This is a genomic window from Amycolatopsis sp. NPDC049868 (assembly GCF_044461365.1).
Classification (GTDB): Bacteria; Actinomycetota; Actinomycetes; order Mycobacteriales; family Pseudonocardiaceae; genus Amycolatopsis.
Genome location: NZ_JBITKV010000006.1, coordinates 1 through 18914, shown reverse-complemented (window position 1 = coordinate 18914; position 18914 = coordinate 1). Strand labels below are relative to the sequence as shown.

Sequence of the window (18914 nt, the reverse complement as noted above, 5' to 3'; positions counted from 1 at the left end):
CAGAGAGGGGTGCGCTGGCCGACCATGGCGGAGAAACTCGGCGAATACCGCCGTAAGCGCAGACCGGGGCGAACTCCCGAACCCCTTCCGGATCGCGACGGGAAGACCGGGGCCGACGATCTCTTCGTCATCCAGGAACATCACGCGAGCAGCCTGCACTGGGACATCCGCCTCGAACGGGACGGGGTCCTGGTCTCCTGGGCGGTGCCGAAGGGCCTGCCGATGTCGCCGGACCAAGAACGCCTGGCCGTGCACACCGAAGACCACCCGATGGAATACCTCACCTTCGAAGGCGAGATCCCCGCCGGCGAATACGGCGGCGGCACCATGACCATCTGGGACACCGGCCGGTACGAAACGCTGCACTTCAACGACCACAAGGTCGAAGTCGTCTTCCACGGGACTCGGGCACGCGGGAAATACCTGTTCCTCAATGTGAAGAAGGACGGGAACGAGCGCGGATGGCTGCTCAAACGACTCGACCCCGCCGACCCCGGCCGGGTGGCACTCCCCTCTTTCCTCGCCCCGATGCTGACCAAACCGGGCCGTCTCCCGCCGACCGGAGAAGACCCGGAATGGGCTTACGAATTCGACTGGTCCGGGCGCCGCACCCTGATCCGCGTGTCCGGGGGCCGGATCACCGCCTACGACGATTCGGGCGATGACGTCACCGGGCTGTATCCCGAATTCCGCGGCCTCGGCGAACAACTCGGTGCCACGGAGGTCTTTCTCGACGGGGAGATCGTCGTCTTCGACGGCGGGAAGCCGAGTCCGGAAGGGCTCGGGCACCGCGCGCGGGCGACGAAGAACTCCGCGAAACGGCTCACCTCACGATATCCGGCGTTCTACCTGGTGAACGATCTCCTGCATCTGGACGGCCGCTCCTGTGCCGGGTCGCCGTATGTCGAACGGCGGGAGCTCCTCGACGAACTCGGGCTCGCCGGTCCGCATTGGCAGGTCCCCCGGTACTACCTCGGGGACGGCGGCGCGGTCGCGAGGGCGGCCCGCGAACACGGGCTCGCCGGCGTCGTCGCCAAACGGGCCGACTCCGCGTACCACCCGGGAAAGCGCACCGGGGAATGGCTTTCCATCACCGGAACCCTGGTGCAGAAGGTGGTGCTGGGCGGCTGGCGGCCGGGCGGCGGGAGCCGGGCGGGCACGTTCAGCTCGCTGTTGCTCGGCGTCCCGTACAAGGACGGCTTGCGGTACATCGGAAACTGCGGTGTCGGCTTCGCCGGCGACGAACTGGAGAAGCTCTCCAAGCAGCTGTTCCGTTTGGAGCGCAAGACATCCCCGTTCCATTCCGTTCCGGACAAACAGGCGAGGGACGCGCGCTGGTCGCGACCGACCATCGTCGGGGAGGTCGTCTTCGGCGGCTGGACCGACGCGGGCTGCCTGCGCAATCCGCGCTGGCGTGGTCTGCTGCCGGACGTCGCCGCGGACGAGGTCGAGCTCGACGGCTAGTGTCGGGATTCGCGAGTACGGGGGATATTTTCCGTCCGCGATAGGCGCGTACTGGCCCTTGTGGCGGTACATCCCACCGGTCGGCGTTGGTAGACAGGAGCGGACGGTCGGCCCCGGCAGTATCGTCCAGGGCCACCGTGGCGACTAGGGGGCGGCGGAGATGCGTGCACAAGCGGGGGAATCCATCACGACTCTCAGCGATCGGGAAACCGAGGTACTGGTGCTGATCGCCGGTGACAAAACCGATCGGGCGATCGCGCGCGAGCTCGGCATCGGTGAGCGAACGGTCCGGGCGCACGTGAGCCGCATTCTCCTCAAACTGGGAGTCGCGTCGCGGGTCGGCGCGGCTGTCGCCGCGACCAGGATGGGACTCACCGCGCAGGACCACCACAACGGATGACGGCGGCCAGTGGCGTAATCGCCATGGCGGAGATGCCACTAGCTCGAATTTCCTTGTGTGAGAAGAATTCTCCTTCCACAGCCGGTAGCTCGCCGACTCGACTGGGAGGTTCACGCCATGACCGTTCGAAACGCTGTACGCAGTACCGTCATCGGTTCCACCGTGGCGGCGGCCGGCGCCGTACTCGTCGCGCTGGCGCCGGGAGCGGCGGCCGGCCCCGCGACCTCGGATGGCCCCATCACGACCATGGGCACCTGCGGCCAGACATTCTCCCCGAAGACCTCCGGGGCGAAGGCGTACTGGGAGGTGCAGTGCTCCGGTGGGCGGGTGCGGATCAGCGGCTGGGTGGAGGACACCGCGTCCGACGGGCAGTGCGCGAAGGTGAAGGCAATCTGGCCTGGCGGCAACACCTACTTCAGCCCGGCCGCCTGTCCGAAGGGCAACCGGAGGTCGTTCACGTCGCAGTACAACAGCGGCAACAGCGTGAACGCCTACCTCTACGAGTACGACGTGTAATCGCGGTACCCGGGATCGTTTCGCGAAAGCCACTTTCGGGACATCACACGTCGCGAAAGTGGCTTTCGCGACACCTTGCCTTACCCGCGGCTAGATCATCACGTCCTCGACGTCCCAGCGGACGTCGAGGTCGGCTCCGACCCCGCTGACATCCAGAATCCTTGACACCAAAGCGGTCTTCACGATCACCGAGAACCGAGGTGACGCCGCGTTCGCCTCTTCGAGTGCCTGCAACCCGGCGCAGCTGAGGAAACCGACGCCGGAGAGGTCGAGGATCACATGCTTTCCTTTGACGCAGGCGCCACTGAGCTCGGTGCGGAAGCGTCCGACGGTCGCCGCGTCGATCTCCCCCACCGCGGTGAGGATGAGGACGCCGTCCTTGCGGCGGCAGGTGGTCACGGCCAGGGCCGGCTGTTCGCCGGGTACACGCTGACCAGGCAACATTGGGGGCGCCTCTCTCCAGACCACCAAGTTGTCTCGACGTTACTCGGCGACGGCGACAGGTCAACCCGGACTACCTCATTTGAGCCATTTCGGACGAGAACCTTTACCCACCTTTTGCCATTCTCCGGCGAAGCGCCGGTGCGCGGCCTCGGCCTCGGCGACCGAACGACCGTGCAGGAGCCCATAGGTGAAAGCGTTTTCGTTCTCGGCGTAGGCACGGAGGCCGAGGAGTCGCAGGACCTCCCGGCTGACCACGATGTCGTGATGCTCGCCGAGCGTGCCTTGCACCGCCTTGACGTTCTTTCGCCATTTTCGAAGCTTCTTGCCGGTCACCGGCCGGACCGCGTCCGCCGCGTACCGGGCTCGCTTGGCCTTCTTACGCGCCTCGTGCAAGGCTGTGTCCTGCTCCGCACCGGGATTCAGCTCACTCGCCGCGGCCACGGCGGCGCGCAGTTTCCGGTCCGACCGCGCGACCGCCTTGCGCAGTTCCTTCTTGCCGTCCTTGATCTTCCGCGGTTCGCCGACGAGCTTTTCCAGTGCCCGCAACAGTTTCGTGTACCGCTTGCTGTCGAGCGCCCGGATGGCGCGCGCCTTGGCCTCTTCGGCCTCGCGCGCGAAGTGCCGCATCATCAGTTGCTCGACGTTACCCAGCACCAGTTCGGCCGGAAGCGCCTTGACCTCGTCGTGAAGGCGTGCTGCCATCACCTCGCTGTCCCTCGCCGGCCCGAGTTCGCCACCGAGCCAGCGGAGTTCCTCGGCGAGCCCGACCGCGACGTCGGCGTCGAGCGAGCGACGGAAGGTTCTCAAGCCGCTCCGCAGCCGCCTGCATGCGACGCGCATCTGATGTACCGCGTCCTCGACGTCCCGGCGGACCCCGATGTCGTTGCGTCGCAGAGCGTCCAGCTGCGCGGCGAGGTAGTCCGCCAGTACCGAGCCCGAAGCTCCACCGGCCGAGGGCACGAGCTCGTCGGTCAGCCGCCGGAGCTTCGACGGCCACCTCGACCGCTCGGCGCCTCCTTCCACGACCGCCCGATCCAGGGCTTGGAGCACTCCGGGATCGGCGCCCGGCGCGAGCTCGATCTCGATCTCCCGCCAGCGGTCGAGATGCGCCTTGTCCCCACCCGCCTCGCCGGTGACGACGTCGTCGGTCAGCGTCGCGAGCTCGCGCCCCTCGGCGTCGAGCAAGGCGTACGACGTGCGCTCGGTGCGCAGATGCGCTGCCTGGACGAGTTCGGCGCCGAGCGTGTGCGCCCGGACCAGCTTCGCGAGCGCGCCGGGCACCTTGTCCGGCTTCCCCGCCAGCGGGAGGCGGAGTTCCTCTCGCCTGTCCTCCCCGACCGGGAGTTTGAGGTGCCAGCCCTCGTCGCTTCCGCCGAGCCTCCGCCGCAGCGTGATACCCGCCTGCGCGAGCCGGAAGTCGGTGGTGTCGAAGTACGTGGCGTCGAGGACGTCGGCCCTCGGATCGGCCTGGTCCGTCACCGGGCCGGCCGGGACCAGCCGCGGGATGGGCCGGTCGGCCGCCAGGTCGTACTTCCGCTCGATCTCCGACTCGGCGACCGGGGCACCACCCTGCGTCTTCGTCACCACGAACTCCTTCTCCTCGGCTACCCGGAATGATTACCCCGCGCGGAGGCAGCGGGAAACCCTGAACGGATCATTCCTCCATCCGGTCGTACCGGTCTGCCCATTCGGCGAGCATTTGCCGTGATCTCTCCTCGGTCAGGGTATCGCTTTCCAACCTCGCGACGAGCGAATAATAGGCCTCGACCGCGACCCGGTCGTCGATGAACACCCCGGCCGCGTAGGAATCCGTGTACACCACAGCCGGATGTTCCGTGAATTCCATGATGGTGAACGAATTCTCGATCACCCTGCCCACTTCGTCGCTTTCGGGGACGATGCGAATGGAGCAATAGGGCAGGTTCGCCGACAGGACGAGGTGGAGCAGCTGCTCATGCATGATCCGGGGACCGCCGACGACCGACCGGAGCGCGCGCTCGTGCACGTAGAACCGGCAGCGCGGCGGGCGATCCCGCCGCAGCAGCCGCTGCCGTTCCAGCCGGGCGTTCACGATCTTGTCCAGCTGAGCCTGGTCGCGGTTGCCGATCAGTTCGAAGGCGGTGCGGGCGTACGGTTCGGTCTGCAGCAGCCCGGGGAGTGTCAACGACTCGTAGCGCACCAGCGTGTGCGCCAGATTTTCCTGGATCTCCAGGGATTTCATCGGGTCGACGAGTTCGTCGAAGTACGGCCGGACCCAGTACAGATCGCCGCCGGGCTGCGTCAGCTCCAGCAGCAGATCGCGTTCGGGCTCCGCCTCGCCGCAGGTCGCGAGATACAGCGCCGCGTCCACCACGGACAGCTCGCGCAGCCCTTGTTCCCACCTCGTGACCTTGCTCTGCAACCAGCCGTTACGGCGGCTGACGTCGGCTCCGCTGAAGTGCCTGCGCTGCCGGAACGCCTTCATGCGGTGGCCCAGTTCCCGGGTCCGCGCCGTCGAATCCTTCTCAACCATGCGGGACAAAGTAGGGCCGAACTCCGGCCGCGCGGCGATTGCCACGCGGTGATTCACCTCAACTGCTGATAACTTGCGCTCGCGCACCTATCCGAAACGCTACTTCGCAAGCGAAGCACCTTCGCGTGCGAAGGGTTCTTTAAAGCTTTATAGCGGAAGAACGAAATGGGATCCAGTTATTCGGAAGTGGATTTCTTGCGGCACCGCAGCCTCGGGCCCGGTCCGTGAAGGCCTCCTTGCCAAGTACGTGAAGGCCCCCTTCACTGCGTCTAGCGCAGTGAAGGGGGCCTTCACGTACTGCGCGCGGGGTGCAGGTGGCCGCCACCTGACGAACGGTTTGAGGCTTTGGGACCAACCACGCAGGCAAACGCTACCCAAGTTTCAACCGGAACATCAACGATATGCTTGAACCTCATGAGTCAAGACATCCGAGACTTCGTGACCCCCTCCTGCGACCTGCTGGCACTGGGTGAGCCGACGCACGCGACCCCGGTCTTCGCGGAGGTCCGCAATGAGCTGTTCGCCCAGCTGGTCGAACGCGGCTTCCGCTCGATCGCCCTCGAAACGGATCGCGTGGCCGCGCTCGTCGCGAACGACTTCGTCCAGGACGGCACCGGAACCCTCGACCTCGCGATGAGCGAAGGCTTCTCACACACCTTCGGTGGCGTCGAGGCGAACAGGCGACTGATCGCGTGGATGCGCGAGTACAACGAAACCCGGCCTCCCGCGGAGCGCCTTTCGTTCCATGGCTTCGACACCCAGACCGAGAACACGTCCGCGCCCAGCCCTCGGCGCTACCTTGAGTACGCGCGCGACTTCCTGGGGCTCGACGTGGACATCGCCGGCCCGGCAGGCGACGACGAACGCTGGAGCCGCACGGAAGCCGTCATGGACGCGGCTTCCTCGCCCGGTGCCACGGCCGATGCCTACCGCCTGCGCGCGATCGCGGCCGACCTGCTCACCGCGCTTCGCTCCCGGGAGCCCGACGCGGACGCGTGGTCGCGGGCGGAGATCCACCTCATGGCGGGGATCGATCTGCTCCGTTACCACCGGCAATGCGCCGAGCCTCTCGAGCCGCACGAGCGCTACGCGCCCCTCGTCGCGGCCCGGGACTCCTTCATGGCGCGGAACCTGCTGGACATCCGCGCCGCCGAAGCCCGTCGCGGCCGGACGCTGGTCTTCGCCCACAACCTCCATCTGCGGCGCCAGGCGAGCACCATGCGGGTCGCCGATACCGAGACCACCTGGTTCCCCGCCGGCGCGCTGGTGGCGCCGCTGCTCGGCGATCGCTACACCTTCGTCGCGACCAGCCTCGGCGGAAGCGAGGACATAGCGCTAGCGGAGCCGGAGCCCGATACCTACGAAGGGTTCCTGCAGAAGCACGTCACCACGGCTTGGGGCTTGCTCCCCGCCTCCGACGTCCCGCCCGCGACCGTCCGGACCGATCCCACCCCGCGACAGGGTTACTTCCCGCTCGACCAAGGGATGCTGAACGACGCGGACGCGATCCTGCACGTCCGCGGTTAGGCAGGGGCGCTCGGGTTCGCTGCCGACTGGGGAGGATTAGGGACACTGAACGTCCCAAATCCTCCCCACTCGCCGACATCGGCTCCACCAGAACCGTCGTCGCCACTCACGACCCGGCGCAGGACTTCAGCCCTCCGAACCGGGTGACGCCTCCTGCCCTCTGAAGGCGTCACCCGGCCACGAGCACGCGCCGCCACCCCCAGTACCGCGAATTCGGGGCGGCGCGAAGTCCGCTCACATGAGCAGAAGTCAACACACCGTCGCCATAACTTCGCCAAACGCCGTGGCCGCCGGTCCCCCGCCGGGCTATGCCGGAGTCACCCCGAAGCGGATCTTCGTCAAAGCTTCACGAGCCCGGTCCCGCTGACGTCCGCTCCCGTCGACGGTGGAAAGCCCCTGGAGCGCGCGCAGTTCCCACACCGGGAATCCCAGCTCCCGGAACAGCCCCGCCGCGGTCCGGAGCCCTTCGGCGGCCTCGGACACGATGCCTTCGTCCGCCCGTAGACGGCCGAAGCTGAGCAGGGCGTATCCGCCGCCTCGGCGGTCACCGAGTTCACGGAAGGTACTCATCGCCAGGCTCAGATGCTCGGCGGCACGGCCGTGCTCACCCGCCAGACGCAAGGATTCGCCGAAGCTTCGATGCGTGTAGGCGGCGGCGTGGCGGTGCCCGACGTCCTCGAACAGTTCGAGCGACCGCGAAAGGCATCGTTCGCTCTCCCCCGCGTCGCCGGTTTTCGCGTGGAGATCACCGAGGCTCCGGAGGACGTGCGCCTCCCAATGGCGTTCACGCGAGCTGCGCGTGCCGATCAGGGCACTCGTCAGCAGCGTGCCGGCCTCGTCCACGCGGCCGTTCCGTCGCAGGACGTCGGCGTACCGCTTGGCGGACCGGTCGTGCTGGTGCCCGTCTTCGCAATGAAGTGAAAGCAGCAGGCTCGCGTCGAAGCATTCCTTCGCCCGGCAGAAGTCGCCGAGGTCGTCCCACAGCGAGCCGAACTGGGCCGACGCCATCGCCTGCCCGGCGAGGTCACCACAGTCCCGCAACAGGTCCAGTGCTTCCCGCAGCGCGTGGACCGCCGCATCGGTCCGGCCGGAGTCCGCGTCGACGTCGGCGAGCGCGATGAGCGCGGCCCCGGTGCCCGGTTGATCGCCCACGGAACGGAACCTGGTCTCCGCCAACGAGAAACTGGTCCTCGCCCGGGCCAAGTCCCCCGCGTCGGCGTGGGCATGCCCGAGCTTCAGCAGTTTCTCCGCCTCCGCGGGGAGATCGAGGCGATCACGCACGATCCCGAACCCGAGCCAGGCGGGAAAACCGCCTTTCCTGGGGCCGACGAGATCGCTGTAGGCGTCGGCCAGCCGCATGGCCAACCCGGTCCAGCCGTGATTCTTCGCGGTTCGGACGGCAAGTGCGAGATTCGCGGTTTCCGCGGCCCGCCAGCCGACCGGGTCGGCCGCGACGCGGTCCGAAACGGCCGCCGGGACGTCCGCGCGCCGTGACGGCGGGTATCCGGCGCCGAGCGCGGCGGAAGCGTGTTCGGCCAACGCCGCCATCACCGTCAGCGCGCGTCTGAGGGCCGCGGGATCCGGCGGTTCCCGGAGCGTGAGCCGGATCAGCCCCGGCAGCCGGTACCGGAGGGACCCCGCCTGATCCGGTTCGGCACGAAGCAGGTGGTCGTCCACGAGTTCGTCGAGCAGTTCCGCCGCCTCGCGGGGCGGGCAGCCCAGCATGGCCGTCGCGAACCAGTCGGCGATCCCGGTGGCGCCGGGAAAACCGAGCAGCCGCAGGGAATTCCGTTGACGCGCCGACAGCTCGGCGAGGGATTCGGCGAGCACCGGCCGGACGGCCAGGTCACCGGAGGCGAGCTCGTCGAGGCGCAGCCGCTCGTTCTCCAGCCGGGTCGCGAACTCGGCGACGCTCAGCCGAGGCCGCTGCAGCAGCTTCATCCCCGCCGCCCGCACCGCCAGTGGAAGACCGTCGCAGCAGGCCAGCACCCGGCGGACGGCGTCGGGTTCGGCGGACAATCGGGCTTCTCCGGCGATCTCACCGAGCAGCATCCGCGCGTCCTCGTAGGACAGCGCCCCGACCTCCACCGGCCTGGCGCCGACGAGGCCGGCCAGCCGCCGCCGCGTCGTGACGATCGTCGCGCAGCCGGGACCACTCGGCAGCAACGGCCGCACCTCGGCTTCGGACCGGCCGTTCTCGAGGATCACCAGCAGCCGCCGGTCGGCGGAATGGCTCTGCCACAACGAGAGCAGCCCCGCCCGGTCCGCGGGGAGTTCCGCTTCCGCAAGCCCGAGCGCGCGAAGGAACCCGGCGAGGACGTCACCGGGTTCACGCAGGTCGGCGACAAGCTGGCCGTCCGGGAACCGCTTGCGCACACGCCACGCGGCCTGGACGGCCAGCGCGCTCTTCCCCGTTCCCGCCGCCCCGTGCAGCACGATCGGCGCGGAAGTCCGCAACGCGCGCCCCACTTCCGCCAGCTCTGCCGCCCTGCCGATGAAATCCGGCGTCGCGGCGGGCAGCCCGCACGGCGCGCCGCCCGCCGACCAGCCGGTTCCGGCGATCCGGCGGTGGACCGCGAGCAGGTCGTCCCCAGGCGAAACGCCAGCGTGTTCCCACAGCGCCCGGCGGCAGCGGTCGAGGACGGCCAGCGCCGCGTCCCGCCGACCGAGACCGTGCAACGCCTCGGCCAGCCATCCGGCGAGCCGTTCGTCGCCCGGCCGGGCGGCCAGCTCCGGTCCCAGCCGGTCCGCGACCGCCTTGTGGTCACCGGCGGCCAGTTCCAGCTCCACGAGCTTGCCAAGTACCGAACAACGCCGGTCCTCCAGCCACAGCCGATGGGCCTCCACCAGCGGACCGACCGGCACGTCGGCGAAGGCCCTGCCACGCCACAACCCCAGCGCCCGTTCGAGCAACGCCTTGCGTTCGTCACCGGTCGCCCTCGCGGCCGCGGCCGTCAGTTCCGAGAAACGGGTGACGTCCAGCTCCCCCTCCGCCACCGTCAGCCGGTAGCCGCTCCGGCCGGACCGCAGCCGCTGCCGCTCATCGTCCACCGGCACGCCGGGTGACAACGCCTTGCGCAGCTTGGAAACCGCCATCTGCACGACCGCCGCTGCACTCGACGGCGGTCCCTGCGGCCAGAGTTCGTCCACGAGGGTGTCCCGGTGGACGAACTCGTTCGGCCGGGTCAGGAGCACCGCGAGCACCCGACGGGGCTGAGCCGCCGACGGCAGCGGGACCGAGGCCGCGAGCGGGCCGAGCACCTTGAACTCCACGAACCACCTATCACCTGGACGGATGACCCGAATGTAACCCGGTGCTGTCCCCGAGTCGGCGATTTCTCACCCGGATGGCCGTCCCCCTTATTTCCCGGTGTGCGCGAGGAGCCGGTCCCGCAACTCGGGTTCGTCCGCGAGTGCCTCGTTCAGCGTGTGCTCCAGCAAGGGCTTGAGATCCCCGTACGGACGCTTCGACCAGTCCAGCGGCCCCTGCGGCGGCTCCGGGTCGTACTCGATGACGAACTGGATCGTCCGGGCGATCTCGGCGCCGGCGAGCCGTTCGACCAGGTGCAGCGCGAGGTCGATCCCCGCCGACACCCCGGCGGCGGTGATCACGTTCCCGTCCTCGACCCAGCGCTCGGCGACCGGTTCCGCGCCGAACGCGCCCAGCAGCTCACGGAACATCCAGTGCGTCGTGGCCTTCCGGCCCTTCAACAGCCCGGCTTGCCCCAGCAACAGCGATCCCGTGCACACCGAGGTCACGAGTTCCGCGTTCGCCGCGGCGCCGCGCAGGTATCCGACCAGTTTCTCGTCGGAGAGCGCCTTCAGCGTCGGCGCGGCGCCGCCGGGCACGAGCAGCGCGTACGGCGACGGGACCTCGTCATAGGTGTGGGTCGCCATGAGCTTCAAGGGGTTGTCCGTGGTGACCGGGTCCTTCGTCTCGCCGACCACGACCGTCCGGTACTCCTGCGTCGTGCTCGCCATCCCGTCCAGCACGGTCAGCGGCCCGACCATGTCGAGCGGGGTCATCCCCGGGTACACCACGAACGCGATCGTCTTCTTGTCGTCTGTCATGGGGACAACGGTGTCGCAGGGACGGGCCCGCGGTGGCCCCGATGTCCGGATTCCTGCGAACAACGTCCGACGGCCGGGCACTACTGGTAGCGTTCGATCATGCCGGGTTCACCCAGACGAGTGTTGATCGTCGGCTACAGCAACGCCGAGCTGCTCGACATCGCCGGTCCGTCGGACGTCCTGGACGCCGCGACCAAACTCGGCGGCAAGCCGGGGTACGAGATCATGCTCGCCAGCGTCGACGGACGCGGCATCCGCTGCGAGTCCGGGCTGACCCTGCAGGCACAGCACCGGCTCGACCAGATCACCGGCGAACTGGACACGCTGATCGTCGCGGGCGGCACCGGCCACGAGGCCGCCGCCGCGGACGCCAGGTTCGTCACCCACATCCGCAGGCTCGCGCAGCGGAGCCGTCGTGTCGCCTCCGTCTGCACCGGCGCCACCGTGCTCGCCGCGTGCGGGCTGCTCAACGGCCGCCGCGCCACCACCCACTGGCGGTTCGCGAACCGGCTCGCGACGAACTACCCCCAGGTGAACGTCGACCCGGTCCCGCTGTACGTGCGCGACGGCAACGTCTACACGGCGGCGGGGGTAACCAGCGGGATCGACCTCACCCTCGCGTTCGTCGAGGAGGACCACGGTCCAAGCCTCGCCAGGGAGGTCGCCCGGATGCTCGTGACCTACCTGCAGCGGCCGGGCAACCAGGCGCAGGTGAGCATGTTCCTGTCCGGTCCGCCGCCGGAGAACCGGCTGGTCCGCGACATCACCGCGTACGTCGCCGAGCACCTCGCCGGTGATCTCGGCACCACCGTCCTCGCCGAGCGGGCCGGGATCAGCACCCGGCAGCTGACCAGGTTGTTCGACGCGCACCTGAGCACCACACCCAGCAGGTACGTGCGGGCGGCGAGGACCGAGAACGCGGCGAAACTGTTGTGCGGCACCGAACTTCCACTGTCCTCGATCGCGAGGCGATGCGGTTTCGGCTCCACCGAGACACTTCGCCAAGCCTTCCTCGACCATTTCGACACCCCGCCTTCGGCCTATCGCCGTGTCCACCTTCGGCAGGCGTTCGGCTAGGAGGTGTCTCCCAAACTGAGGTTGACCGGGTGGGTGAGGACACGCGCGCGCGTTTCTTTTCGGCCGGAGGCCTCGGGATTGCGGAGGTGGGCCGCTGACACGGTTGAGTGAGTGGTCATGTCGATGCCACGGCCCGGCTACGGAAACCCGATAGCGCGCTTTTGAGAGAGATTGCCTAGGCCGTGTGCGGGACTCGGCATGCACTGTGGAGGATGTGCGGGTGAACCGCCGCGACATCTCCGACGACGACACCGGCCCGATTCGCCGGGTAACGGACGCCCCGTCCGATCGTTCGCCCGGAACGTCCCGTTCGCCGCGCCGGACGCCGCCGCCCGAAGGCACGCGGCGCCCCCGCCCACCGGCTCAGCGGCCGCGACCGGCCGAGCCGGGCAGACGTCGCGCCGCCGAACCGAAGCCCGAACCCGAGCCGGTCGGCCACGGGCACTCGCACGGTCACGGACCGGCGGCGCCCGCGTCGCGCCGGGTCCGGCTGCTGCTGATGTGGCTGCTGATCCCGCTCGCCGTCGCGACCGTCGCCGGAATGGTCTTCCTCTATCCGTGGGGCAAGGAACCGGCGAAAAGCGTCTTCCCCCAAGGGACCCCGGTGAGCGCGACGGTCACCGGGACGATCACCGGACCGTGCCTGGCCGAAGGACAGGTACAGGTCGGCGAGCCGCCGCCGGACGCGAAGCCGTGTCTCACCAGCGAGCTCACGATGACCGACGGACCCGCGTCCGGGAAGCCGTTGAAGCTGACGCTGCCCATCGAGCCGAGCACGCCGCGGTTCGCCGCGGGCGACGACGTGGTGCTGTCCTACAACGGCGGCGACGTCGCGAACCCCGCGTCGTTCCAGATCGTCGACTTCCAGCGGGGTACGCCGCTGTTGCTGCTCGCCGGGTTGTTCGCGCTCGCGGTGATCGTCCTCGGCCGTTGGCAGGGGCTCGCCGCGCTGATCGCGCTCGGGCTGAGTTTCCTGGTGCTGGCGCTCTTCGTGCTGCCTTCGATCCTGGCCGGCGAGAGTCCGTTGCTGGTGGCGATCGCGGGCGCGGGCGCGATCATGTTCGTCGCGCTGTACCTGACGCACGGGCTGTCCGCGAGAACCTCCGTGGCGGTGCTGGGCACCCTGGTGAGCCTGGTCCTGATCGGCGTCCTGTCGGCGATCTTCTCGGCCGCCGCGTCGCTGACGGGGCTCGACGACAGCACCTCCCAGCTGATCGGCTCGCTCGGGCACGGGATCGACGCCCGGGGACTGCTGCTGGCGGGTGTCGTGATCGGCGCGCTCGGTGTACTGGACGACGTCACGGTGACGCAGACGAGCGCGGTGTGGGAACTGCGGCGGGCGAACCCGGCACTCGGCTGGCGTGAGCTGTACGGCGCGGGCCTGCGGATCGGGCGCGATCACGTCGGCTCGGCGGTCAACACGCTCGTGATGGCGTACGCGGGCGCGGCGCTGCCGGTGCTGCTGTACACCTCGCTCTCGGGGGTGGGGCTCGGCTCGATCCTCGGCGCGGAGGAGATCGCCCAGGAGATCGTGCGGACGCTGGCCGGAAGCGTCGGCATCGTCGCGGCGGTCCCGGTCACCACCGTGCTGGCCGCGCTGATCGCCTCGCGAGAGCCCCAAGAGTCCCTGTAGCCACAAGCGCCCCAAAGCGCGAGCCCACCGCGCGATCACGGGCCGGAGTCGGGTACGAAGAGGCCGCACCCGAGGTTCGCCGCGTGATCGGAGGGGCCATGTTCGACGTTCTCGACGCCGCGTTCGCCGTCCCGAGACAGCTGACCGCCGTCGCGCGGCGCGTGCTCGTCTCGACACTCGAAGCCGTCGAGGCGGTTCCCAAGATCGCCGCCGCGCTCGACGACGTACGGGCGACGCTCAAGCACTCGGAGCGGCTGGCGACTTTCGCCGCGGGAGAGCTGCCGGAGATCGTCTACCAGCTGGAGGAGATCAAGACCCGGCTGGAAAAGCTGGAGACCGCGGGCGCCCGCCCGGGTCAAATGTCATGAAAGGGTCGTTCAGGACGGAAAATGTCCTGAACGACCCTTTCATGACACTCGGCGCGGTCTCGCCCCGCTCAGTCCAGGGTCGCCACGAACCGGCTGACCGCCTCCATCGTGAACCGCTGGATGTACTTCCCGGCGGGCGCCGCCGAGGCCAGCCGGTAGAGCGGCCGCTCCGCCGCCGCGTCACCGCGCGCCTCCGATTTCAGCTGCGCCACCAGCAGTTCCGAGAACACGAGACCGTTCGCGTCGGTGTTGTTCAGCAAAGCGTTCGCCAGCTTGCGCAGCTGCAGGATGCCCAGTTCCCGGCCGCCCGCGCCCGAGTACACGGCCAGGTCGACCTTCGCGACCTTGCGGCGCTTGCCCGCGTTGACCAGCAGGCTGACCGTCCGGGTACCGCGCACGTCGCTGATCACCAGGTCGATGCGCTCGGCCGCGGTCAGGTCGATCCGCCGCACACCCCAGGTCCGCACGATAAGCGTGTCGCCTTCGAGCCAAACCCGGCGGCGCAGGTTGTAGAACATGACGTACAGCAGCGGCAGCGCGATCACCCCGGCGACCACGAGCCCGGCGATCTCACCACCGATCAGGCCGGCGATCCCGCCGAACGCGGCCGCGAAGATCACGACGCCGGCGACGCTGGAGCAGCCGCGTTTGCGACGGAGCTTGGGGTCGTCGTGGAACAGCGGGAGACGTTCGGGGGTCTCCGGGGTCCCGGTGGGCTCGGTCATCACGCGCCCGTCCCGGCCAGGAACGGGTTCGCCGCCCGCTCTTGGCCGATCGTGGTGGCCGGACCGTGGCCCGGGAGGACGACGGTGTCATCGGGCAGCGTCATCACCCTGGCACCGAGGGACCGCACGAGCTCACCGCCGTCACCGGAAGACCGGCCGATCGAACCGGCGAACAGGCTGTCCCCGGTGAGCACGATCCGGCCGCCCTCGGCGGAGGTCAGCCCGAAGACCACCGAACCGGCGGTGTGACCCGGTGTGCCGGACACCGTGATCTCCAGCCCGGCCAGCCTCAGCGGGCCATCGACGAGTGACACGATCCCGTCCTTCCGTTGACCGGCGTCCTGGCCGAGGAGTGGCCGGTCCGCCTCGTGCAGATAGAGAGGTATTCCGTGGCGCGCACCGACCTCGCCGGCCGAAGCGACGTGATCGGGGTGGCCGTGGGTGGCGAGCATCGCGACCGGCGTCAGGCCGTGCGTGGCGAGCGCGGTCCCGAGCGGCTCGGCGGCCTCCTCTCCGGGATCGACGATCACGCACTCACCGCCGTCCTCGGACGCGAGCAGGTAGCAGTTGGCTTCGAGGGGGCCTGTCGGAAAACCGACAACCAGCACGAAACGCCTCCTCAGATCTTCCGCCGAACAGGTGACGGGATGGCCCTGATCACGATCAAGTAAGCCTAGCGGCCCCTGTACGGGGGCCTCACAGGCTGTGCCAATAGACTCCCGCTACCTCAGACGTGTGACATCGAGTGGAAACCGGGAGGGCGGGTGCCGACCAACCAGCAGCGCCGCGAAGCCGCGAAGCGCAAGCTCGAGCGACAGATCGTGCGACGGGCCGAACAGGCCAAGCGGCGCAGGATCGTCGGCTCGGTGGCGGTCGTCGGCGTCGTCGCCATCGTGGCGGGCGCGGTGTGGTGGATCGTCAGCAGTAGCAGTGGTGACGATGCCGCCTCCGACGCTTCCCCGAGCTCGGCTCCTCCGACCCCCGAGGTCACCATCCCCACGGAGCGCACTCCGATGCCGAAGCGGCCGACGCCGCTGGCGAACCCGGTGGCCTGCGACTACAAGGACGACACCGCCAAGCCGGCTTCGAAGAAGGTGAACAAGCCGGAAGGCAAGGACGTCTCTTCGAACGGCACGGTGAACGTCGTGCTGAAGAGCACCGCGGGCGACATCCCGCTGACGCTGGACCGGGCGCTCGCCCCGTGCGCGGTGCAGAGCTTCATCAGCCTTTCCCAGCAGGGCTACTTCAACGACACCAAGTGCCACCGGCTCGGCACCACCGGCCTGCAGATGCTGCAGTGCGGTGACCCCGAGGCCAGCGGTATGGGCGGCCCGGGCTACACGATGCCGGACGAGGCGTTCAAGGAGATCAAGTACGGCCGCGGCATCCTCGCGATGGCGAAGACGCAGCAGCCGAACTCCGGCGGAAGCCAGTTCTTCATGGTCTACGGCGAGGCCGAACTGCCCGCGGACTACTCGGTCTTCGGCAGCATCTCCGACGAGGGCCTGAAGGTGCTCGACAAGGTCGCCAAGGCCGGCGCGAACGCGCAGGCGGGCAACGGCGACGGCACCGGCCCGCCGAACACCGAGGTCAAGTTCACCGGCGTCACGGTCAACGCCTGACATGAAGCTGGAGCTCAACGGCGCGCCCGCCCGGTCGGAAGACCTGGCGGGCGCGTTCGGCTATGGCCACTTCACCGCGATGCAGGTCCGCGACGGCAAGGTCCGCGGCCTGGACGTCCATCTTCGCCGTCTCGTGGCGAGCACGCGGCGCATGTTCGGCAGCGACCTCGACACCGACGCGGTGCGCGCGTACGTGCGGCAGGCCGTCCGGGGTGAGGACGCGCTGTCGGTGCGGGTGCTGATCTTCTCCCGCGCGATGGACTGGTCCGATCCCGGCGCGCCCGCGGCGCCGGATGTCCTCGTCCGGACCGGGCCGCCCCGAGAGCACGAGATGACGCCGCTGCGCCTGCGGTCCGTGCGCTACGAACGGGTGCTTCCGGAGGTCAAGCACGTCGGCACGTTCGGGCTTCTCCACCACACGCGTGAGGCGAAGCTGGCCGGATACGACGACGCGTTGTTCGTCGACTACGACGGCAGGGTCAGCGAGGCGTCGATCTGGAACGTCGGGTTCCTCGACGGCGGCACGGTGGTCTGGCCGCAGGCCCCGGTGCTCGACGGCATCACCCAGCAGCTCGTGCGACGCGGCCTGGAACGGAACGGGATCCCGCAGGAGGTCCGCGACGTCCGCCCCGCCGACCTGCCGGGGTTCGATGCCATGTTCCTGACCAATTCGGAGTCGGTCGGCTGGCCGGTGGCGTCGGTCGACGACGTCGTGCTGTCGTACGCTCCGGAGACGAGCCGGATCCTCGCCGAAGCGTACGACAGCAATCCCTGGGACGAGATCTAGTTACCGCGGCTCCTGGAAGCCGCCGATCGTCTGCTCGAGCAGTTCGGCCAGCCGCAGCGGGGTGCGGTCCTCGAACGCCGGACCGATGAGCTGAACTCCCACCGGAAGGCCCTCGGCGGACCGGCCGGTCGGCACGGCGGTGGCGGGCAGACCGGGCATGGTGGCCACGCCCGCCCAGACGAGCTGGTCCAAGTAGGGATGACCGACGCCGTCGATGTCGATCCGGCGTCCCGGCAGATCGGGGTCGTGGTCGTGCGGGAACGCGGGGGTCGGCGTGATCGGGCACACCACCACGTCGAACTCGGCGAACAGCCGCCGCCAGTCGTGGCGGTGCCGCTCGCGATGGTTGTACACCTCCAGCCAGTCGCGGTGGGTGTACACCATGGCGCGTAGCCGCGCCGCGTCGAGGCTCCGATCGTCCGCGCTCAGCGCGGCGGCGGCGGCCTGCAGCTGCTCGTACGCCTCGACGGGAAAACGCGCGACAGTGCTGGAGAACAGCAGCTGCATGTAGAGCGTCGCGGACTCGGTCAGGTCGGGCAGCAACGGGCTGTACCGCTCGACACGGGCCCCACCCTCGACAAGGGCGTCTGCCACCCGGTTCACGCTTGCCCGCACGGCGGCCCCGGTCGGAATGAGCGGATGATCCTCGATCACCAGAACCCGGAAGTCGCCGAGCCGCTCATGCCGCGCGGGCGGCAGCTTCACGTCATACGCCATCCCGTGCGTCAGCGGGTCCGGCCCGGCCATGACGTCGAGCAGGAGCGTGAGGTCGCGGGCGGTACGCGCCATCGGACCGGCGACGGCCAAGTCGAGGTCCACCGGCAAGGCGGGCGCCGGAGGCGGGATCATGCCGCGGGTCGCCACGAGCCCGACCGTCGGTTTGTGCGCGTAGATACCGCAGAAATGCGCGGGGGTGCGCAACGAGCCCGCGAGGTCGGAGCCGATGGACAGCGCACCGAATCCGGACGCCAGGGCAGCCGCCGATCCGCCGGACGACCCACCCGAGGTGCGGTCGTGATCCCACGGGTTGTTCGTGGTGCCGTAGAACTCGTTGAAGGTCTGGATGTCCTGCAGCCCCAACGGCACGTTGGTCTTGCCGAGCACCACCGCCCCGGCGGCCTTGAGCCGCGACACCTGCACCGCGTCCTCGGCGGGCACGAAGTCCTGATGCTGCGGCATGCCCCAGGTCGTGGGCAGCCCGGTCATGTTGAAGGACTCCTTGACCGTCACCGGGATACCGAGCAGCGGCCGGTCCTCGCCGCGGGCCCGCGCCTGGTCTGCATCGCGTGCGGCGGCCCGCGCCCGGTCGAAATCCGGCACACAGATCGCGTTGATCGCCTTGTCGTCCCGCTCGATCCGGGCGATCGCCTCGTCGGTCAGTTCCGCCGAGGTCACCTCACCGGCGCGCAAAGCGGTCGCGAGCTCTTCGGCCGTCTGAAATTTCCACTCCATGAATCGACCATAAACACCTCTGGTGCAGGCCATAAAATTCTTTCTCGCGCAACATCGCGACCGTCGGGAACCCGGCCTGACGAGGCACAGAAAGGGCTACGCCACAAGGGTTTTCGGGGAGATCATTGGGCACGAGTGGAACGCCATCTGGTGACTCGAAGCCCGTGAAGACATCGGTCGGCCGGAGTACATGAAGGCCCCCTTCCTTGCGTCTAGCACAAGGGGCGGATTTCAGGGGTCGTTGCAACACGGGTGATCAACTGGTTTGGGTGAGGAGTGTAGTGAGGCGCTCGGCTGGGGTGTCCCAGTCGAGCGT

At 68.9% G+C, this 18914-nt stretch carries 17 protein-coding genes; 9 read left to right on the top strand and 8 right to left on the bottom strand.

Annotated features, from left to right (window positions below; genetic code table 11):
• Window positions 1–9 precede the first annotated feature (9 nt).
• The 3 genes from ACIBTM_RS24510 to ACIBTM_RS24500 all read left to right on the top strand — a co-directional run bounded on the left by ACIBTM_RS24510 (window position 10) and on the right by ACIBTM_RS24500 (window position 2380).
• Window positions 10–1464 carry a DNA polymerase ligase N-terminal domain-containing protein gene (locus ACIBTM_RS24510; RefSeq protein WP_395879933.1) on the top strand — a complete coding sequence of 485 codons (1455 nt, stop codon included), beginning with the start codon at window positions 10–12 and terminating at the stop codon, window positions 1462–1464.
• Between the two features lie 160 nt (window positions 1465–1624).
• The gene (locus ACIBTM_RS24505) at window positions 1625–1864 is read left to right on the top strand and encodes a LuxR C-terminal-related transcriptional regulator (RefSeq protein ID WP_395879431.1); all 240 of its coding nucleotides are present in this window, start codon (window positions 1625–1627) and stop codon (window positions 1862–1864) included.
• Between the two features lie 117 nt (window positions 1865–1981).
• Window positions 1982–2380, top strand: a complete 399-nt coding sequence (locus ACIBTM_RS24500; RefSeq protein WP_395879429.1) for a hypothetical protein — start codon at window positions 1982–1984, stop codon at window positions 2378–2380.
• Window positions 2381–2470: 90 nt separating this feature from the next.
• On the opposite strand, the gene ACIBTM_RS24495 is transcribed toward ACIBTM_RS24500, so the two are convergent.
• The 3 genes from ACIBTM_RS24495 to ACIBTM_RS24485 all read right to left on the bottom strand — a co-directional run bounded on the left by ACIBTM_RS24495 (window position 2471) and on the right by ACIBTM_RS24485 (window position 5336).
• Window positions 2471–2824 carry an STAS domain-containing protein gene (locus ACIBTM_RS24495; protein ID WP_395879428.1) on the bottom strand — a complete coding sequence of 118 codons (354 nt, stop codon included), beginning with the start codon at window positions 2822–2824 and terminating at the stop codon, window positions 2471–2473.
• 75 nt (window positions 2825–2899) lie between these two features.
• Window positions 2900–4411, bottom strand: coding sequence for a CHAD domain-containing protein (locus tag ACIBTM_RS24490; protein WP_395879427.1), 1512 nt, complete (start codon window positions 4409–4411; stop codon window positions 2900–2902).
• 67 nt (window positions 4412–4478) lie between these two features.
• Window positions 4479–5336: a helix-turn-helix domain-containing protein gene (locus ACIBTM_RS24485; RefSeq protein WP_395879426.1), complete on the bottom strand. Its 858-nt coding sequence runs from the start codon at window positions 5334–5336 to the stop codon at window positions 4479–4481.
• A 414-nt stretch (window positions 5337–5750) separates the two neighbouring features.
• Here ACIBTM_RS24485 and ACIBTM_RS24480 point away from each other — a divergent pair, with 414 nt between their 5' ends.
• Entirely contained in the window at window positions 5751–6863 is a 1113-nt protein-coding gene (locus tag ACIBTM_RS24480) for an erythromycin esterase family protein (protein ID WP_395879425.1), read from the top strand.
• Between the two features lie 306 nt (window positions 6864–7169).
• On the opposite strand, the gene ACIBTM_RS24475 is transcribed toward ACIBTM_RS24480, so the two are convergent.
• Both ACIBTM_RS24475 and ACIBTM_RS24470 read right to left on the bottom strand, forming a co-directional pair.
• A complete protein-coding gene (locus ACIBTM_RS24475; protein WP_395879424.1) occupies window positions 7170–10136 on the bottom strand; it encodes a BTAD domain-containing putative transcriptional regulator in 2967 nt (988 codons plus the stop codon).
• Between the two features lie 87 nt (window positions 10137–10223).
• Window positions 10224–10934, bottom strand: coding sequence for a DJ-1/PfpI family protein (locus ACIBTM_RS24470; protein WP_395879423.1), 711 nt, complete (start codon window positions 10932–10934; stop codon window positions 10224–10226).
• A gap of 99 nt (window positions 10935–11033) precedes the next feature.
• On the opposite strand from ACIBTM_RS24470, the gene ACIBTM_RS24465 reads away from it, so the two are divergent.
• The 3 genes from ACIBTM_RS24465 (at window position 11034) to ACIBTM_RS24455 (ending at window position 14012) form a co-directional block, all read left to right on the top strand.
• Entirely contained in the window at window positions 11034–12011 is a 978-nt protein-coding gene (locus ACIBTM_RS24465) for a GlxA family transcriptional regulator (RefSeq protein WP_395879422.1), read from the top strand.
• A gap of 220 nt (window positions 12012–12231) precedes the next feature.
• On the top strand, window positions 12232–13644 hold the full coding sequence (locus ACIBTM_RS24460; protein WP_395879421.1) for a YibE/F family protein: 1413 nt from the start codon (window positions 12232–12234) through the stop codon (window positions 13642–13644).
• Between the two features lie 83 nt (window positions 13645–13727).
• On the top strand, window positions 13728–14012 hold the full coding sequence (locus ACIBTM_RS24455) for a hypothetical protein (RefSeq protein WP_395879420.1): 285 nt from the start codon (window positions 13728–13730) through the stop codon (window positions 14010–14012).
• Between the two features lie 68 nt (window positions 14013–14080).
• On the opposite strand, the gene ACIBTM_RS24450 is transcribed toward ACIBTM_RS24455, so the two are convergent.
• Together ACIBTM_RS24450 and ACIBTM_RS24445 are read right to left on the bottom strand one after the other, a co-directional pair.
• Window positions 14081–14737, bottom strand: coding sequence for a hypothetical protein (locus ACIBTM_RS24450; protein ID WP_240601100.1), 657 nt, complete (start codon window positions 14735–14737; stop codon window positions 14081–14083).
• The gene (locus ACIBTM_RS24445) at window positions 14737–15345 is read right to left on the bottom strand and encodes an MBL fold metallo-hydrolase (RefSeq protein ID WP_395879419.1); all 609 of its coding nucleotides are present in this window, start codon (window positions 15343–15345) and stop codon (window positions 14737–14739) included. The genes ACIBTM_RS24450 and ACIBTM_RS24445 overlap by 1 nt, the downstream gene beginning before the upstream one ends.
• Before the next feature lie 156 nt (window positions 15346–15501).
• Between ACIBTM_RS24445 and ACIBTM_RS24440 the strand changes: the two genes are divergently transcribed.
• Window positions 15502–16359 carry a peptidylprolyl isomerase gene (locus ACIBTM_RS24440; RefSeq protein ID WP_395879418.1) on the top strand — a complete coding sequence of 286 codons (858 nt, stop codon included), beginning with the start codon at window positions 15502–15504 and terminating at the stop codon, window positions 16357–16359.
• A 1-nt stretch (window position 16360) separates the two neighbouring features.
• Entirely contained in the window at window positions 16361–17146 is a 786-nt protein-coding gene (locus tag ACIBTM_RS24435) for an aminotransferase class IV family protein (protein WP_395879417.1), read from the top strand.
• Here ACIBTM_RS24435 and ACIBTM_RS24430 read toward each other — a convergent pair whose 3' ends face one another.
• Entirely contained in the window at window positions 17147–18598 is a 1452-nt protein-coding gene (locus ACIBTM_RS24430; protein ID WP_395879415.1) for an amidase, read from the bottom strand.
• Window positions 18599–18914 lie beyond the last annotated feature (316 nt).